Below are 16725 nucleotides of genomic sequence, written 5' to 3' on the forward strand. Positions count from 1 at the left end.
GTCTCAGCTCTCCGGGCGGCCCGTCGCCACCGCGTAGAAGGCGACGGCCGCCGCCGCGCCCACGTTCAGCGAGTCGACCCCGTGCGCCATCGGGATGCGGACCCACTCGTCGGCGGCCATCAGGGCCTTCGTCGACAGTCCCTCCCCCTCCGCGCCGAGCATCAGCGCGACCCGCTCCAGCCGGTGCGGGGCCGCCTCGTCGATGCTGGTGGCCTTGGCGTCGGGGGTGAGGGCGAGGAGCCGGAAGCCCGCTTCCCGTACGGTCTCCAGCGTCTTGGGCCAGGCTTCGAGCCGGGCGTACGGAACGGAGAAGACCGCGCCCATGGAGACCTTGACCGAGCGCCGGTAGAGCGGGTCTGCGCAGTCCGGGGAGAGCAGGACGGCGTCCATGCCGAGGGCGGCCGCGCTGCGGAAGATCGCCCCGATGTTGGTGTGGTCGTTGACCGACTCCATGACTACCACCCGGCGTGCGGTGGCGAGCAGTTCGTCGGAGGTGGGCAACGGCTTGCGCTGCATGGAGGCGAGTGCGCCCCGGTGGACGTGGTAGCCGGTGACGCGTTCGGCGAGGTCGGGGGCGACGGCGTACACCGGGGCCGGGACCTCGTCGATGACGTCGCGCATGACGTCGACCCACTTGGCGGAGAGCAGCATGGAGCGCATCTCGTACCCGGCGTGCCGGGCCCGCCGGATGACCTTCTCGCCCTCGGCGATGAAGAGGCCCTCGGCGGGTTCGCGCCGTCTCCGCAGCTCGACGTCGGTCAGGCCGGTGTAGTCGCTCAGGCGCGGGTCGTCGGGGTCGTCGACGGTGATGATGTCTGCCACAGGGTGATACTGCCTTGTCCGGTGTGTGGTGCCAACGCCTGGGGTGAAGATGCGTAACCGCGGGTTACCCGGGTAACAGGGTTCTCTGGGTTACGTGGGTTCCCTGGGATATGTGGGGTGCCTGGGGTACGTGGTTACTCGGGCGGGGCCTCGGCCGAGGGCGGTGCGGAGTCCGGGCCGACCGCCACGACCTCGCCGATCACGATTACTGCGGGCGGGCGCACGTCCTCGGCGACCGCGCGTTCACCGACGTCCGCGAGGGTCGCGTCGACCCGGCGCTGGGCGGCGGTGGTGCCCTCCTGGACCAGGGCGACCGGGGTGGCCGGGTCCTTGCCGTGGGCGATCAGGGCGGCGGCGATGGCGCCGATCTTGTCGACGGCCATCAGCAGGACGAGGGTGCCGCGCAGCCGGGCGATGGCCTCCCAGTCGACCAGCGAGCGCGGGTCCTCGGGGGCCACATGGCCGCTGACCACGGTGAACTCATGGGCCACCCCCCGGTGGGTGACCGGGATACCGGCCGCTCCGGGGACCGAGATGGTGCTGGAGATGCCGGGGACGACCGTGCAGGGGATGCCCTCGGCGGCCAGCGCCTGGGCCTCCTCCATGCCGCGGCCGAAGACGAACGGGTCGCCGCCCTTGAGCCGGACCACGGCCTTGCCCGCCTTGGCGTGCTCGATCAGCGCCTGGTTGATCGCCTCTTGGGCCATGAACCTGCCGTACGGGATCTTCGCCGCGTCGATCACCTCGACGTGCGGGGGCAGTTCGTCGAGCAGGTCGCGGGGGCCGAGGCGGTCGGCGATGACCACGTCGGCCTCGGCGAGGAGGCGGCGGCCCCGCACCGTGATCAGGTCCGGGTCGCCCGGGCCACCACCGACCAGGGCGACGCCGGGGGCGCGGGTGCGGTGGTGCGGGGCGGCGAGGGTGCCGTCGCGCAGGCCCTCGACGATGGCGTCGCGGATGGCGGCGGAGTGCCGGGGGTCGCGGCCCTGGGAGGTGGTGGTGAGGACGGCGACCGTGACGTTCTCGCTGCGGCCGGTGGCCGGGGTCCAGGCGGTCGCGGCCTCGGCGTCGTCGGCCCGGACGCACCAGGTGCGGGTACGTTCGGCCTCGGCGGAGGCGGCGTCGTTGGCTGCGGTGTCGGAGGAGGCGACCAGCGCGTACCAGGTGTCGGCGAGGTCGCCGTCCTGGTAGCGGCGGCGCTCCCAGCGGATCTCACCGGCGTCCGCCATGGCCTCGACGGAGGGCGTCGCGGAGGGGGAGACCAGGGTGATGACGGCACCGGTGGCGATGAGCTGCGGCAGGCGGCGCTGGGCGACCTGGCCGCCGCCGATGACGACGGTGCGGCGGCCGTGCAGGCGGAGTCCGACGGGGTACGCGGGGTGATCGGCGCGATCAGCGCGATCTGCCTGATCTGCGTGACCTTCGCGGTCGGCGTGACCTGCGTGATCTGCGTGCTCGGCCATGGCGGTGCGGGCTCCTCGTGCGGGGTGCTGCCTAGGGCCGCTGCGGCGGTGGAGCGGCTGTGACGTGCGGAAGTGGGGGTTCCTGGGTGGGGAACACGATACGGGGTGGTGGGGGGTGGGGCCTGGGGCCGGGGCCCTGGGTGGGGCCCGGCGGGGTGGGGCGCCTGCGGCGGGCCTGTCCCCTCCCCGCCCCTTCCCGAAACCGGAGCTCCGCCCCGGGCCCCGTTTTGTCCTCAAGCGCCGGACGGGCTGGGGTTTCGGGGCTCCGCCCCGGACCCCGCTCCTCAAACGCCGGAGAGGCTGGAATGGCAGGCCCCGGACAGAGCAAGAGAGGCGGAGGGACTGGGAGAGGGCGGAGGGAGCAGGGACAGGAGCTGGAGTGGTGAGCTCCGAAGGGCGGAAGGGTTCCGGGAAGGGGTGAGAGGTGGAGCGGGGCCCGGGGGCCCCGGGCTACTTCTCCGTCACTCCCGCCGCGTCGAACGTCGCCACCTCATGCATCGCCCGTGCCGCGCTCTGCACGATCGGCAGCGCCAGCAGAGCGCCCGTTCCCTCGCCGAGGCGCAGGTCCAGGTCGACCAGGGGGCGCAGGCCCAGCTTGTTGAGGGCGGCCACGTGGCCCGGTTCCGCGCTGCGGTGGCCGGCGATGCAGGCGGCCAGGGCCTCGGGGGCGATGGCCCGGGCGACCAGGGCCGCCGCGCCCGCACTGACGCCGTCCAGGATCACCGGCGTACGCAGGGAGGCTCCGCCGAGGAGGAAGCCCGCCATCGCCGCGTGCTCCAGGCCACCGACCGCCGCGAGGACGCCGATCGGGTCGGCCGCGTCCGGCTGGTGGAGGTCGAGGGCGCGGCGTACGACGTCGACCTTGCGGGCGTGCATCTCGTCGTTGATGCCGGTCCCCCGGCCGGTCACCTCGGAGGCGTCGATCCCGGTGTACACGCAGATCAGCGCGGCCGACGCGGTGGTGTTGGCGATGCCCATCTCTCCGGTGAGCAGCGCCTTGTTGCCCGCCGCCACCAGGTCGCGGGCGGTCTCGATGCCCACCTCGATCGCGGCGAGGACGTCTTCCCGGCTGAGCGCGGGGCCGGTGGTGAAGTCGGCCGTGCCCTTGCGTACCTTGCGGGGCAGCAGCCCCGGAGTGGCGGGCAGGTCCGAGGCGACGCCGACATCGACGACGCAGACCTCCGCGCCGACCTGCGCGGCGAACGCGTTGCAGACGGCTCCGCCGCCGAGGAAGTTCGCCACCATCTGCGCCGTGACCTCCTGCGGCCACGCGGTGACTCCCTGGGCGTGCACCCCGTGGTCACCCGCGAAGATCGCGACGGCCGCGGGCTCCGGGATCGGCGGCGGGCACATCCGGGAGAGCCCGGAGAGCTGCGCGGAGATGATCTCCAGCATGCCGAGCGCCCCGGCGGGCTTCGTCATCCGCTTCTGCCGCTCCCACGCCTCCCCGAGCGCCTTCGCGTCCAGCGGCCGAATGGCGGAGATCGTCTCCTGGAGCAGGTCGTGCGGCTCCTCGCCGGGCAGCGCGCGGCGGCCGTACGTCTCCTCGTGGACGACCCACGACAGCGGGCGGCGCTTCGACCAGCCCGCCTGGAGCAGTTCGGGCTCCTCGGGGAACTCGTCCACGTAACCGACACAGAGGTACGCGACCACTTCCAGGTGCTCCGGCAGGCCCAGCGCGCGGACCATCTCGCGCTCGTCGAAGAAGCTCACCCAGCCCACGCCCAGGCCCTCGGCGCGGGCGGCCAGCCACAGGTTCTCCACGGCGAGCGCCGAGGAGTAGGGGGCCATCTGCGGCTGGGTGTGGCGGCCGAGGGTGTGCCGGCCGCCCCGGGTGGGGTCGGCGGTGACGACGATGTTGACCGGGGTGTCGAGGATCGCCTCGATCTTCAGTTCCTTGAACTGCTTCGCCCGGCCCTTGGGAAGCGACTTGGCGTAGGCGTCGCGCTGGCGCTGGGCCAGTTCGTGCATGGAGCGGCGCGTCTCGGCGGAGCGGATGACGACGAAGTCCCACGGCTGCGAGTGGCCGACGCTCGGCGCGGTGTGCGCGGCCTCCAGCACCCGGAGCAGGACCTCGTGCGGGATGGGGTCGCTGCGGAAGCCGTTGCGGATGTCCCGGCGCTCGCGCATGACCCGCAGCACCGCTTCGCGCTCCGCGTCGTCGTAGCCGGGCGCGGGCGGGGTGAACGGCTCTGCGGGGGCCTCCGCCACCGGCTGCTCCTCCAGCTCCGGGGTCTCGATGACCTCGGGTCCGGTGCCGTCGTCGGGGTCCGGTGCGGCGGAGAGCTGTACGGGCTCCGGCACGACCGGGGCGGCCACCGGCTCGGCCGCCGCTGCCACCGCTACCGGCTCGGGCTCCGGCTCCGGCTCCGGCTCGGCGTGCTGGATCGTGGCGGCGGCAGGCTCGGAGGACTCTGCGACCGTCGTGCTCTCCTCAGCCACCGGGGCCGGGGCCGAAGCAACCTCGATCGCCTCCGTCGGCTCCGTCGCCTCAACCGGCTCGATCGGCTGTACGGGGGCGGCAGCAGGCTCCGGTTCGGTTACGGGGGCCGCTTGTACGGGGGTGGCGGCCTGGGGCTCGGCGGCCGGGGCCGGGGCGTCCACCAGGACGAACTCCGTGCCCGGCTCGGCCGGAACGTCCGGCGCCGCCACGGGCTCCTCGGAAGGCTGCTCGGCCGGGGCCTCGGCAACCGGCTCGGCCGGGGCCTCGTCCGGGACCGGCGCCACCGCTTCCGCAGACGGCGCAACCTCCGGCTGCGGTACCTCGGGCTGCACGACAGCGACCGGCTCGGGGACGACCGTTTCTGCCGGGGCCACCTGCTGCACCGCTTCGGGCTCGGGAGCGACCTGCTCGGGAACTACCTGCTCGGGAGCGACCTGCTCAGGCTCCACCGCCACCTCGGGCTGCGCCACAGCGACCGGCTGCTCCACCTGAACAGGAGCGGCTTCAACCGGCACGGCTTCGACGGGAGCGTCCTCCACCGGAGCCACCGCGACCGGATCGGCTGCCTCCGGCTCAGCGGCCACCTCGGCCTGGACGGGCTGTTCGGCAGTCTCGGCAGGCTGCTGCTCGGGCTCGGGCTCGGCGGGAGCCTCGGGCTCCTCCACCACCGCCTCGGGCTGTACCGGCTCCTGCGTCTGCGCCTCCACCTGCGGAGCAACCTCCGCGGCCTGCTCGGGCTGATCCACCACCTCAGGCTCCCCAGCCACCTCGGCAGCCGCCTCGGCCTCGACGGACTGCTCGGCCTCGTCCACCGGCTGCTCGGATGCGGCGGCGGGCGCGGGCTCGGCCGTCACCTCCGGCTCGGGCTGCGGCTGCGGCGGCGGGGCGCCCCACATCGCCGCGCCCTGCGGCGGGATCTCGCCCAGCTGCGGTCCCGGGAGCACCGGAGCCTCCGGGGACGGCGCCTCGAAGTACTCGGGGCCCGCGGTGGTCGGCGGGCCCGCGTGACGGGCGGGGGGCGCGGTCCTGACGGCTCCGGCGGGGCCGCGGTCGGCCAGCGAGCGGACCACACCGCCGCCCTGCGTACCGCCGCCGTACGACGGTGCCTCGGCCGAAGCCGGGCCCCGGTGCAGGGGGCGGCGGGCCGGGGCGGGGGCCGCCGCGTGCGCGCCCACCGGAGCGGGCGTCTGCACGGGGGCGGGGGCCGGAGCCGGGATACGTACGCCGTTGAGGTCGACGGAGCCGGTGTCACGGCCTCCGGACTCGTGCGTCCCGTGCGTCCCGTGCGTCCCACCAGGAACCTGGGCGGCCTCCTGGCCCTGCGCGGGAACCTGCGGCTGCGGCTCCGCCACCGCAACCGGCTGCTGGGCCTGGACCTGCGGTACGGCCTGCTCCGGAGCGGGAGCCGAAGACACGGCGGAGGCGGGAGGCGGAGACACAGCGGAAGGGGAAGCGGAAGCCGGACCGGACACCGGAGCCGAAGCGGAGACCGGAGCCTGCGCAGCTGCGGCCGGGGCAGGGGCAGGGGCAGCCGGGGCCTGGACCGTCTGGGGATCGCTCCACGCGCCCTGGGAGGTCGGCATCAGCAGAAGGTCGTCGTCCTCGGGGGCGTGCTCGGAGGGGTCGAGGAAGGTGTACGCGTCCGGGGCGGGGATGCCCGGCTGCTCCACCATGCCTGCGTTCTCCGGCAGTCCCTCGCCCGGGATCTGGCCGGTGTCAGTCATGCGTACCCCTCGCCCATCGTCAGTGCTCCTTCGGCCCTTCGCCCGGGACGCCGAACCACGGCACGCCGGTGCTCGTCATCAAGAACGAGCGGGCTCACCGCGCGGCACGAAACGCCCGCGGACCTCTTCTTATTCTCGCGGCCGTTCGCCGCCGCGGCAGGCAGTTCCGCCACGGCTCGCTGTGGACTGCGCCACGTCGCGCGTCCCCCGGTTGGTGCCGTACCACAGAGCGGAACAAAACCGTCCACTTTTCCGGACATTGACGAACGAACCGACGAACGTCCGGGCGCGGTACAACAATCGGCCAGCCTACCTCCCGTACCGGGCCGAAAGGTCAGGGGGCGAGGTCCGAACGCCGTGCGGAGAGAAGGAACACGACGGACCGTTCGCGCTCGGTCCACACGCTCGTGTCCAGGTCGACGGACTGGAGCAGCGAGCACTCGACGGTGTAGCCGTTGCCGGTGAGCGCCGCGCCGAGCGCCTCGGCCTCGTCCCGGGTGGAGGCGTGCGTGACGATGCGTTCCGGGCGCCGGTCCACGACGGCCCGGACCACCGGGACGCCGCCGCCCCCGACCCGTACGACATCGGGTTCGGGCAGCCGTTCCAGCACGTGCGGGGCCCGGCCGCAGACGATCTGGAGCGGTACGCCGAAGGCGCGGGCGGCGGCATCCGTACGGGAGCAGGCTCCCGGGTCGGCGTCGACCGCGAGGACCGCCGCGCCGAAGCGGGCCGCTTCCACGGCCAGGGCGCCACTGCCGGAGCCGATGTCCCAGACCAGGTCACCGGTGCGGGGGCCGAGGCGGGCCAGCTGGGCGGCGCGCAGGGCCGGGGACTCCCCCTCGCCGGACTCCCGCATCCGTTCCGCGCCCGCCTCGCGGTAGGCCTCGGCGGGCAGGGCCCAGCCCCGGACGCCCTGGGGGTAGGCGGGCTCGCGGCCGGCGATCCAGGCGCCGGTGGCGGTGGTCTCGGGGCCGCCGCCGATGACGATGACGACGTTCGGGTCGCGCCAGGCGTGGTCGGCGGCCTTGTCCGAGGTCAGGACGGTGACGCGTTCGCGGTCGGTGCCGAGCTCCTCGCAGATCACGAAGGTGCGGTGGACGCCTTCGAGGAGGAGGGCCAGTTCGGCGGGGCCCGCGCCCGGTGAGGTGAGGACGGCGACCTTGTGGTGGGCCCGGCAGACGTTGACGGCGCGGCGCAGCGTACGCGGGTGGGCGACGACGACCTGGGCGTCGTCCCAGGGCATCCCGGCCCGGGCGAAGGCGGTGGCCACGGCGGAGACGGCGGGGACGACCTCGACTTCGAGGCCGTGCTCGGGGGCGCGCAGGGTGCGGACGACGCCGAAGAAGCCGGGGTCGCCGTCGGCGAGGACGACGGCGCTGCCCCGGTGGCCCGCGATGCGGCGGGCGGCCAGGTCGACGCTGCCGAGGCGGATGCGCTCGGCGTCCCGGGGCACTTCGGGCAGGGCGAGGTGGTGCGCGGCGCCCGCGACGAGCGTGGCGGCCGAGAGCGCGGCCGTGGCCGCTCTGGTCAGTGGCGAGCCGTCCCAGCCGATCACCGTGACCCGGTCGGCCATCGTCGTCTGTCTCCTCGGGTGGCTGGTAGCGGAAGGAGTGGGGTGTCGGAGGGAGTGGGGCTGCTGCCCGTGCGGTTGGCGGGCAGGGGTGAGAGTACCTGGTCCGGACCGGGGTCCTACCGGGTGGCCGGGGCAGGCCCCCGAGGGTCAGTTCCAGTCGTTGTACGTGCCGTAGCCCCCGGCGTCGGCGAGCTGTTCGGCGACGCCTTCGAGGTCCTCGGGGAGGAGGCCCCAGACGATCAGGTCGGTACGGATGTCGGTCCAGCCGCCGTCCTCCGTCTGGGTCCGGGCGATCCGGGCGTTGCGCAGGACGCCCTCGCTGATGCAGCCGAGCTTCTGGGCGACCTGCTGGGCTGCGGTGTTGTCGGCGGGGGTGCGCAGCTCGATGCGTTCGAAGCCCTGGTCGCGGAAGAGCCATTCGGCGACGGCCAGCACGGCTTCGGTGGCGTAACCCTCGCCGCGCGCCCAGGGGGCGGTGATGTAGCGGACCTCGGTGGACAGGGTGCGCCAGTCGGTGTTGAGGAGGCGGACGGTCCCGACGAGCCGCTGGGTGAGGAACTCGGTGACGGCGAGGGCGATGCCGTGGCCCGAGGTGCGTTCCCCGGGGGCGATTCTGCGGACCCAGCGTTCGGCGTCGACCTGGGTGTAGGGGTGCGGTCCGTCGGTCCAGGCGGTGACCAGCTCGTCGTTCATCATCTCGATGTACGCGGGGATGTCGGCCATGTCGAAGGGGCGCATCACCAACCTGTCCGTGCTGATGGAGACGGACGGAAAGGTGGTAGTCATGCGCAGCTCCATGCAGAAGACCGGGTAAAAGCGAAGACCGGGTAAAAGCACAGCATGCAGCATCGGGTCCGTGTTGCGCATGGGCGGGTCCGCACGACGGAGCCCCGCGCCTTCCGAGGGGAAGGGCGGGGCTCCGTCGAGCAAGTACCTGATGGGGCTCAGGACTTGGCGGGGGTCAGGACCACGGTCTTTGCGTCCAGGTCAGGCCGTGGCGCCGAAGGACGCGACGATCGAACCCTGGTAGGTGTCCTCGATGAACTTCTTGACCTCGTCGGAGTTGAGGAGCTTGGCCAGCTTCTCGACGCGCGGGTCCTTCTCGTTGCCGTCCCTGACCGCCAGGAAGTTGGCGTACGGGTTGCCCTCGGCCTTCTCCAGGGCGAGGGAGTCCTTGGCCGGGGAGAGCTTGGCCTCCAGGGCGTAGTTGCCGTTGATGACGGCGGCGTCCACGTCGTTCAGGGCGCGGGGCACGGTGGCGGCCTCCAGCTCCTTGAACTCCAGGCCCTTCTTGTCGGTGATGTCGCTCAGCTTGGCGGCGGTGCCGACGCCGTCCTTGAGCGTGATCAGGCCGTTCTCGGCGAGCAGCTGGAGGGCGCGGCCGCCGTTGGTGGTGTCGTTGGGGACGGCGATGGTCTGGCCGGACTTGATGTCCTTGAGGTCCTTGATCTTCTTGGAGTAGAGACCCAGGGGCTCCAGGTGCACGTTGACGACCGGGACGATGGTGGTGTCGTTCTTCTTGTTGAAGTCGTCCAGGTAGGGCTTGTGCTGGAAGAAGTTGGCGTCGACCTGGCCGGACTGGGTGGCGGTGTTCGGCAGGACGTAGTCCGTGAACTCCTTGACCTCCAGCTTGAGGCCCTCCTTCTCCGCCAGGTTCTTCTTGACGAAGTTCAGGATGTCGGCGTGCGGCGTCGGGGACGCGGCGACGACGAGCGCCTTGGAGGTGTCGGCCTTGGCCCCGTCGCTCTTGGCGGAGGAGGCCGGGTCGGAGTCCGTACCGCAGGCGCTCAGCCCCAGGGCGAGGGCGGCGGCGGAAGCGACAGCTGCGGTGATCTTGATGTTCTTACGCACGAAAAGTGCCTCTTTCTTGTGGTGGTGGTGCGCCCGGACAAGGAGTTCGGGCTTGGTGGGGACGGGAGGTTCAGGGGGCCGACGGCCTACGCGGTGCGGCCGCGGCGGGCCAGCAGCCGGACGGCGATGTCGCCGATCAGCTGGATCACGCTGACGAGGACGATGAGGAGCGCGACGGTGATCAGCATGAACTGGTTGTCGAAGCGCTGGAATCCGTAGGTGACGGCCTTGGAGCCGAGCCCTTCGCCGCCGACCGCACCGGCCATCGCGGAGTAGCCGATGAGCACGATGAGGGTGGTGGTGACGCCCGAGACCAGCGAGGGCAGGGCCTGCGGCAGGAGCACCTTGCGGACGATGGTGGGGATGGAGCCGCCCATCGACTGCACCGCCTCGACGAGCCCGTGGTCGACCTCCCGGATCGCCGTCTCGACGAGCCGGGCGAAGAACGGGATGGCGCCGACGGCGAGCGGGACGATCATCGCGGTGGGGCCGATGAAGGTGCCGACGACCCAGGTGGTGAAGGGGATCAGGGCGATCAGCAGGATGATGAACGGCAGCGAGCGGCCGATGTTCACGATCACGCCGATGACCTTGTTCACCACGGTGTTCTGGAGCAGTCCGCCCTTGTCCGTGAGGACCAGCAGGACACCGAGCGGCAGTCCGCCGATGACGGTGACCAGCGCCGACCACAGCACCATGTAGAGGGTGTCGAAGGTGCCCTGGGTCAGCAGGGGCTGCATTTCGGACCAGGTCACTTGACGACCTCCTTGGTGATCGCGGCGGGCGTCTGCTCGGGAACGGTCACGGCGGTACGGGCCCGGGGGCCGTTCTCGTCCTCGACGACCTCGGCCTGGAGGCCCTGTTCGCGCAGGAAGCCGATGGGGACGACGTTCTCCTCGAACCGGCCGGGCAGCTCGATGCGCATCCGGCCGATCTGCTTGCCGCCGACGGTGTCCATCGCCGCGCCGAGGATCGAGATGTCGATGTTGTACGTACGCGAGAGCTGGGAGATCACCGGCTGGGTGGCGGCCTCCCCGTGGAAGGTGACGTCCACGACCGTACGGTCGGGCCCGGAGGCGGTCCCGCCGACCGGGAACAGCTCGCCCGCCAGCTCGGAGCCGGGGGTGGCGAGCAGTCCGCCGACCGTGCCGGACTCCACGATCCGGCCCCGCTGCATGAGGGCGGCGGAGTCGCAGATCGTCTTGACGACGTCCATCTCGTGGGTGATCAGCAGGATGGTCAGGCCGAGCTGCTGGTTGAGGTCGCGCAGCAGCTGGAGGATCGAGCGGGTGGTCTCCGGGTCGAGGGCGGAGGTCGCCTCGTCCGAGAGCAGCACCTTGGGGTCGCCCGCCAGGGCGCGGGCGATGCCCACGCGCTGCTTCTGGCCGCCGGAGAGCTGCTTGGGGTAGGACTTGCCTTTGTCGGCGAGGCCGACCAGGTCGAGGAGCTCCTTGGCCTTACGGGTGCGCTCCTGGCCGGAGACTCCGAGGATCTCCAGCGGGAGTTCCACGTTGTCCAGGACGGTGCGCGAGTCCAGCAGGTTGAAGTGCTGGAAGACCATGCCGATCCGGGTGCGGGCCGCGCGCAGCTCCGCGCTCGCCCGCCGCCCCCGCCCGGCGAGGGCCGTGAGGTCCTGCCCGGCCACGGTGACCGTGCCGGAGGTGGGGCGCTCCAGCAGGTTGACGCAGCGGATCAGGGAGGACTTCCCGGCGCCGCTCTGTCCGATGACGCCGTATATCTCGCCCTCGCGGACGTGGAGGTCGACTCCGTCGAGTGCGGTGACCTCACGGTCGCGCGACTGGTAGACCTTCGTGAGGCCCGTCGTGGTGATCACAGGGGTTTTCCGTCACTGTCGAGTGCGCGGCGCGGTGTCCGCCGGGCACGGGGCAAACGTCTGAAGAGACTGATGCGGGCTGGTCGGCCGGTTTACGTCTCAGCACGGCTGTGTACGGCGGTCGGCCGGGAACAGCGCATGCTCGGGCGGCTCGTTCCACAGGGGGCGAACGGCTCAGGCTCGGTCTCGCTTCGGGGCGTGAGACTCAGGCGGGGGCCCTCAGAAGGCGCGCATTCGACACATACAACGAGCACCGGGCGTACTGATCGCCTCGGTCGCAAGGGTGCGGCTGCTCGTCGTGGTCATGGGCCAAGTAAAACAGACGTCCACCTGGGCGCGAACCCGGCTGTCCGAATAGCGGACAGCCGTGGATGGTCTGCGGCGACGGTCCGGGCCACCTCGCCGACGTACGACCGCAAGGTTCTGACCTGCACTTACAGGGGTCACCGGGGAGGTCGTACGGCCCTGGGGGCGGCGGCCCGCGGGTCCGGTCCGGGCGTTCGCTGTGGCCAAGGCCACGATCACGGCCGCCCGGCGGGACGGGTACGGCGCCGGACGCGGGCGGAAGGGGCCGCACGCGGGCGGGAGGTCCCGCCGTAATACCCTCGCTTCATGCTTGACGCCCTGACGGTCGCGGTCGCCGTGACCGCGCTCGCCCTCGCCGCCTGGTGCGGACACGCCGCCTACAAGGACCAGCCGACGAAGGACTGGCACTTCATCGGGATGGCCGTCGTGACCGTCCTGGCCCTGGCCCAGTTGGTGGTGGGCATCGTGCAGCTGGCTCGCGGGGAGCGGCCGGAGCAGGGCACGACGGTGTTCGTCGCCTATCTGATCGGCGCGTTCGCGGCCGTACCGGCGGCCGGCGTCCTGTCGCTGTCCGAGCGGACCCGCTGGGGCTCGGTGACGGTGGCGGCGGGCGCTCTCGTGCTGGCGGTCCTCGAAGTACGGCTCTACGACATCTGGGGAAACTGACGTGAGTGACACCGACCGCCCCGAGGTGGACACGGCGGCCAAGCCGTCCTTCGAGCTGGGTACCGGTCCGGGCCGGGTGCTCGTCTGGTTCTACGGGGTGTTCACGGTGGCGGCGGCCTCGCGCTCGATCGTCGAGGTGGTCCGGGGCTTCGACAAGGCGCCGCTCGCGTACACGCTCTCGGCCTTCGCCGCCGTCGTATACGGCTTCATCACGTACTCGCTGGTGCGCGGCGGCGAGAAGGCGCGCCGGGCGGCGCTGGTGTGCTGCGCCGCCGAGCTGCTCGGGGTCCTGGTCGTCGGGGCCTGGACGCTCGCCGAGCCGTCCGCCTTCCCCGACTCCACCGTCTGGTCGGACTTCGGGATGGGGTACCTGTTCATCCCGGTGATCCTGCCGGTCACCGGGATGATCTGGCTGCGCCGCGCCAAGAAGGCCTGAGCCCGGGCAGGTCGGAGGCCCGGGCAGGTCCGGTCAGGCGCTGGTCACGAACTCCTGGGCCGCCGCTTCCTTCTCCAGCAGGATGAGCCGGACGCCGTCCGTCCCCGTCACATCTCCGACCTGGGCGTATCCGGCCCGCCGGTAGAGCCGGAGGTTGCTCTCGCTGCGGTGTCCGGTGTGCAGCCGGAAGCGGGTGGCCGCGCGGTCGGCCGCGAGGGCCGCCTCCGCCGCGTTCAGCAGCCGGGTGCCGAGCCCGTGGCCCTGGAGCCTGGGGTGCACACAGAGCTTGCCGATCTGTCCCGTACCGTCCGGATCGGTGAAACCGCGTACCGAGCCGACGACTTCGTCGCCGAGGCGGGCCACGAACACCAGGTCGTCGGCGACTTCGTCGCGTACCGCGTCGAGAGTCTGGACGAGCGGGTCGATCCGGTAGTTGTCGTACAGCTCGGCCTCGCGCTGGAAGCAGAGGTACTGGAGCCGGAAGATCTGCTCCACGTCCTGTGCCGTCGCCGCCGAGATGATCACGCTCATGCCCATGTGTGCACGCCTCCCGCTCACCTGTCCGCCCGGTTGCCTATCGCCCTCTTCCCCGCAGTTCAGGGACGGCAACCTCCGCCGCGAGCATTCTGCGCAGACATCCAAGGCAACGGGAACGGATCGGGCCCAAACTCCCCTGTGACATACCCAACTCCCCTGCGATTTCTCGGTACGTCGGGTCGGTGGGCGCCAGCATCGCCTCCAGCAGCCGGGAGCAGCGCTCCGGCAGCCGGGCCACCGCGGCGCGCAACGCCCGGCGTTCGGCGGCCCCGAGCACGATCCGTTCCGGTCCGGCGGTGGGCGGAGCCGCGGGTTCCGTTCCGGCGTACGGGCGTTCCCGCCGGACCGTGCGGCGCCCCCGACGGGCTTCCGCCCGTACGGTGTCACGCACCCAGCGGGCCGGGTCGCGGGGCGGCACGGCCCCGGCGGGACGCTCCAGCAGCCGGAGCCACACGCTCTGTTCGAGGTCGGCGGGGTCGAGTCCGGCGGCCGGGGCCTCGGCTCTCGCCTCCGCGCGCACCAGGGGTTGTAAGGCGCGGACGGCGAGCGCGGTGGCGGCGGCCCGGTCGGGTTCATGATCGAGAAGCGTCATGCCCCGGCAAACGTGGTGGTGGCGCGACCGGTTGCCCCCGGCGTACCGCACCACCCGACCGGAGCACGTGCAGGCCCGGTGGCTGACGCTGCTGACACGGCCAACGCGCCCGACGCGGCTCACGCGCCCGCCGCGCGGTGTCTGATCGCGTACGGGCCCGGTGGCCGACGCAGCGGTCACCGGGCCCGTACGGAGAAGGGCTCAGCGCCCGTTGAAGTCCGCCGCCGCGAGGAGCGCGGTGTCCGGGTGGTCGGTGAAGATGCCGTCGATACCGGTGGCGAAGTACGCGGCGTAGGCGCCGAACACGTCACCGTAGGCGTTGGGGTCGGTGCCGCGCCGGAAGTCGGCGGGCAGGAAGCTGTTCTCGTTCCGCAGGGTGTACGGGTGGAGGCGCAGGCCACGGGCGTGCGCGTCCTTCACCAGGGTGGTCGGCGTGGTGAGCCGGCCCGCGGCGTCCTTGGGGATGACCAGGTCGAGCGTGGGGCCGATGCCCTGGGCGTAGGAGGCGATCCACTTCAGCCCGGCGGGCTTCACGAGGTCGGCCACCGTGCGCGGGTCGCCCGACTCGACGAAGTCCCAGGGGCGGCTGGTGGGGCCGGAGAGCAGGACGATGCGCGAGGTGTCGACCAGCCGGGCCAGGCGCTGGACGGAGCTGGGCTCGAAGGACTGGAGGATCAGTGGGGAGTTCTTGCGGTCCCGGCCGTAGCGGCGCAGCAGCCGGGCCAGCGGCTCCTCCAGGCCGAGGCCCAGCTTCCGGAAATAGGTGGGGTGCTTGGTCTCCACGTACAGCCAGACGGGCTTTCCGCGCCTGCGGCCCTCCTTGTCGGCCCAGCGCAGGACCTCCTCGAAGGTGGGGACCGTCCAGCGGCCGTCGTAGAGGGTGTTGTCCGGGCGGTTGCCGGGGATGCGCTCCTTGGCCCGCAGGGTCTTGAGCTCGGCGAGGGTGAAGTCCTCGGTGAACCAGCCGGTGTAGGAGACGCCGTCGATGCTCTTGGTGGCCCTGCGGCCGGCGAACTCGGGGTGGTCGGCGACGTCCGTGGTGGCGGTGATGTCGTTCTCGTGGCGGCAGACGAGGTGGCCGTCCTTGGTGGGGACGAGGTCCTGCTCGACGATGTGCGCCCCCAGGTCCAGCGCGAGCTGGTAGGAGCCGAGGGTGTGCTCGGGCCGGTAGCCGCTGGCCCCCCGGTGGCCGATCACCGTCGGCACGGGGAGGTCCCGCAGCGAGCCGTGGCCGCCGTGCCCGCCGCGCCCCCGCTCGGTGGCCTGGGCGGCCTGGGCGGCGGTGCCGGTCAGGCCGAGGGCCGCCGCGGAGAGGACGGCGGCGCCCAGAAGGGTCCGTCGGCCGGGACTGCCGGTCACACGCTCCGTCATGAATACTCCTCGCTCGGTACTGTCCTGGACGGTCCCGCGCTCCGTCGGGCGGGGCCGATCGTAGGCAGGCGGGCGGGTCCGGGGAGCGGCTCCGGGGCGAACACGGCGGAAACACACGTCAACACCACGTATCCGCTCCGTGAACCCGATGTGCGATCAGTGCATACCCGCGAGTATCGTCCTCACCTGCACAGTCCAACACGCGCACCACCGGACATCACCCCGCACCACCTCACCCGACCCCGGCCGGCCCGGCCATGACACCGGAGGAACCCGTTGTCCCGTCTCACGGTCTTCAAGGCAGTGCTCGGACCGATTCTGCGCCTGATGTTCCGCCCCCAGGTGGAGGGCGTGGAGAACATCCCCGGGACCGGGCCGGTGATCCTCGCGGGCAACCACCTCACCTTCATCGACTCGATGGTCATGCCGGTCTGCGTCGACCGGCCGGTGTTCTACATCGGCAAGGACGAGTACGTGACCGGCAAGGGCTTCAAGGGCCGCCTGATGGCCTGGTTCTTCACGGGCGCCGGAATGATCCCGGTGGACCGGGACGGCGGCCGGGGCGGGGTCGCGGCGCTGATGACCGGGCGCCGGGTGCTGGAGGAGGGCCAGGCCTTCGCGATCTACCCGGAGGGCACCCGCTCCCCCGACGGCCGGCTCTACCGGGGCCGTACGGGGATCGCGCGGCTGACGCTGATGACGGGCGCCCCGGTGGTCCCGTTCGCGATGATCGGCACCGACAAGCTCCAGCCGGGCGGCGCCGGACTGCCCCGGCCGGGCAAGGTCACGGTCCGCTTCGGGGAGCCGATGGAGTTCTCCCGGTACGAGGGCATGGACCGCGACCGCTATGTGCTGCGGGCGGTGACCGACTCGGTGATGTCCGAGGTGATGCGGCTCTCCGGCCAGGAGTACGTGGACATGTACGCGACGAAGGCCAAGGCGGCCTGAGCCCGTAGAGCCTGATACGCCTGTTACGGGGAAGGGCCCGCACCCCCGCGGGCGGGGGGCGGGCCCGGACCCCAGTAAGGACTAAGGGGGCGCGGCCCCCGCCACCAGCGTCTGGGCCGTAAGCAGGTACCAGGCGGCGACCGCAGCCCCCCCCAGGAC

14 protein-coding genes are annotated in these 16725 nt (G+C 72.2%); 3 read left to right on the forward strand and 11 right to left on the reverse strand.

All coding sequences use genetic code 11. The features are described from left to right. Positions 1–3: 3 nt before the first annotated feature. The 8 genes from ACFW9Z_RS19375 to ACFW9Z_RS19410 form a co-directional block, all read right to left on the reverse strand. Positions 4–822, reverse strand: coding sequence for a TrmH family RNA methyltransferase (locus ACFW9Z_RS19375; protein WP_384642061.1), 819 nt, complete (start codon positions 820–822; stop codon positions 4–6). 134 nt (positions 823–956) lie between these two features. After that, complete coding sequence (gene cobA, locus ACFW9Z_RS19380) at positions 957–2285, reverse strand: uroporphyrinogen-III C-methyltransferase (protein WP_384642065.1); 1329 nt, start codon at positions 2283–2285, stop codon at positions 957–959. 450 nt (positions 2286–2735) lie between these two features. Next, positions 2736–6452 (reverse strand): nicotinate-nucleotide--dimethylbenzimidazole phosphoribosyltransferase, encoded by a 3717-nt coding sequence (gene cobT, locus ACFW9Z_RS19385; RefSeq protein WP_384642067.1) that lies wholly within the window; start codon positions 6450–6452, stop codon positions 2736–2738. Positions 6453–6786: 334 nt separating this feature from the next. Further along, a complete protein-coding gene (cbiE, locus tag ACFW9Z_RS19390) occupies positions 6787–8025 on the reverse strand; it encodes a precorrin-6y C5,15-methyltransferase (decarboxylating) subunit CbiE (RefSeq protein WP_384642070.1) in 1239 nt (412 codons plus the stop codon). 147 nt (positions 8026–8172) lie between these two features. Then, complete coding sequence (locus ACFW9Z_RS19395) at positions 8173–8811, reverse strand: GNAT family N-acetyltransferase (protein WP_384642072.1); 639 nt, start codon at positions 8809–8811, stop codon at positions 8173–8175. Between the two features lie 201 nt (positions 8812–9012). Continuing rightward, entirely contained in the window at positions 9013–9876 is an 864-nt protein-coding gene (locus ACFW9Z_RS19400; RefSeq protein WP_384642075.1) for a MetQ/NlpA family ABC transporter substrate-binding protein, read from the reverse strand. 86 nt (positions 9877–9962) lie between these two features. Further along, on the reverse strand, positions 9963–10631 hold the full coding sequence (locus ACFW9Z_RS19405) for a methionine ABC transporter permease (RefSeq protein WP_093687472.1): 669 nt from the start codon (positions 10629–10631) through the stop codon (positions 9963–9965). Beyond that, the gene (locus ACFW9Z_RS19410) at positions 10628–11710 is read right to left on the reverse strand and encodes a methionine ABC transporter ATP-binding protein (protein WP_384642079.1); all 1083 of its coding nucleotides are present in this window, start codon (positions 11708–11710) and stop codon (positions 10628–10630) included. Before ACFW9Z_RS19410 ends, ACFW9Z_RS19405 begins: the two co-directional genes overlap by 4 nt. 612 nt (positions 11711–12322) lie before the next feature. Between ACFW9Z_RS19410 and ACFW9Z_RS19415 the strand changes: the two genes are divergently transcribed. Continuing rightward, positions 12323–12682: a hypothetical protein gene (locus ACFW9Z_RS19415; protein WP_384642081.1), complete on the forward strand. Its 360-nt coding sequence runs from the start codon at positions 12323–12325 to the stop codon at positions 12680–12682. Between the two features lies 1 nt (position 12683). After that, positions 12684–13118 (forward strand): hypothetical protein, encoded by a 435-nt coding sequence (locus tag ACFW9Z_RS19420; protein ID WP_384642084.1) that lies wholly within the window; start codon positions 12684–12686, stop codon positions 13116–13118. A 33-nt stretch (positions 13119–13151) separates the two neighbouring features. Here the strand turns inward: ACFW9Z_RS19420 and ACFW9Z_RS19425 are convergent, their stop codons facing one another. The 3 genes from ACFW9Z_RS19425 to ACFW9Z_RS19435 form a co-directional block, all read right to left on the reverse strand. Continuing rightward, positions 13152–13655 carry a GNAT family N-acetyltransferase gene (locus ACFW9Z_RS19425; RefSeq protein WP_384642087.1) on the reverse strand — a complete coding sequence of 168 codons (504 nt, stop codon included), beginning with the start codon at positions 13653–13655 and terminating at the stop codon, positions 13152–13154. A 37-nt stretch (positions 13656–13692) separates the two neighbouring features. Next, positions 13693–14247 carry a sigma-70 family RNA polymerase sigma factor gene (locus ACFW9Z_RS19430; RefSeq protein ID WP_384642089.1) on the reverse strand — a complete coding sequence of 185 codons (555 nt, stop codon included), beginning with the start codon at positions 14245–14247 and terminating at the stop codon, positions 13693–13695. A gap of 201 nt (positions 14248–14448) precedes the next feature. After that, a complete protein-coding gene (locus ACFW9Z_RS19435; protein ID WP_384642091.1) occupies positions 14449–15618 on the reverse strand; it encodes a glycerophosphodiester phosphodiesterase in 1170 nt (389 codons plus the stop codon). Positions 15619–15894: 276 nt separating this feature from the next. On the opposite strand from ACFW9Z_RS19435, the gene ACFW9Z_RS19440 reads away from it, so the two are divergent. After that, on the forward strand, positions 15895–16566 hold the full coding sequence (locus tag ACFW9Z_RS19440; protein WP_028420049.1) for a 1-acyl-sn-glycerol-3-phosphate acyltransferase: 672 nt from the start codon (positions 15895–15897) through the stop codon (positions 16564–16566). Positions 16567–16725 lie beyond the last annotated feature (159 nt).

It is taken from the genome of Streptomyces sp. NPDC059452 (assembly GCF_042750035.1).
GTDB lineage: Bacteria > Actinomycetota > Actinomycetes > Streptomycetales > Streptomycetaceae > Streptomyces.

Bases quoted from the DNA above. Each gene is read 5' to 3' on its own strand.
- cbiE (WP_384642070.1), bottom strand. From the start codon at position 8,025: ATGGCCGACCGGGTCACGGTGATCGGCTGGGACGGCTCGCCACTGACC.
- cobT (WP_384642067.1), bottom strand. From the start codon at position 6,452: ATGACTGACACCGGCCAGATCCCGGGCGAGGGACTGCCGGAGAACGCA.
- ACFW9Z_RS19430 (WP_384642089.1), bottom strand. From the start codon at position 14,247: ATGACGCTTCTCGATCATGAACCCGACCGGGCCGCCGCCACCGCGCTC.
- ACFW9Z_RS19425 (WP_384642087.1), bottom strand. From the start codon at position 13,655: ATGGGCATGAGCGTGATCATCTCGGCGGCGACGGCACAGGACGTGGAG.
- ACFW9Z_RS19415 (WP_384642081.1), top strand. From the start codon at position 12,323: ATGCTTGACGCCCTGACGGTCGCGGTCGCCGTGACCGCGCTCGCCCTC.
- ACFW9Z_RS19435 (WP_384642091.1), bottom strand. From the start codon at position 15,618: ATGACGGAGCGTGTGACCGGCAGTCCCGGCCGACGGACCCTTCTGGGC.
- cobA (WP_384642065.1), bottom strand. From the start codon at position 2,285: ATGGCCGAGCACGCAGATCACGCAGGTCACGCCGACCGCGAAGGTCAC.
- ACFW9Z_RS19395 (WP_384642072.1), bottom strand. From the start codon at position 8,811: ATGACTACCACCTTTCCGTCCGTCTCCATCAGCACGGACAGGTTGGTG.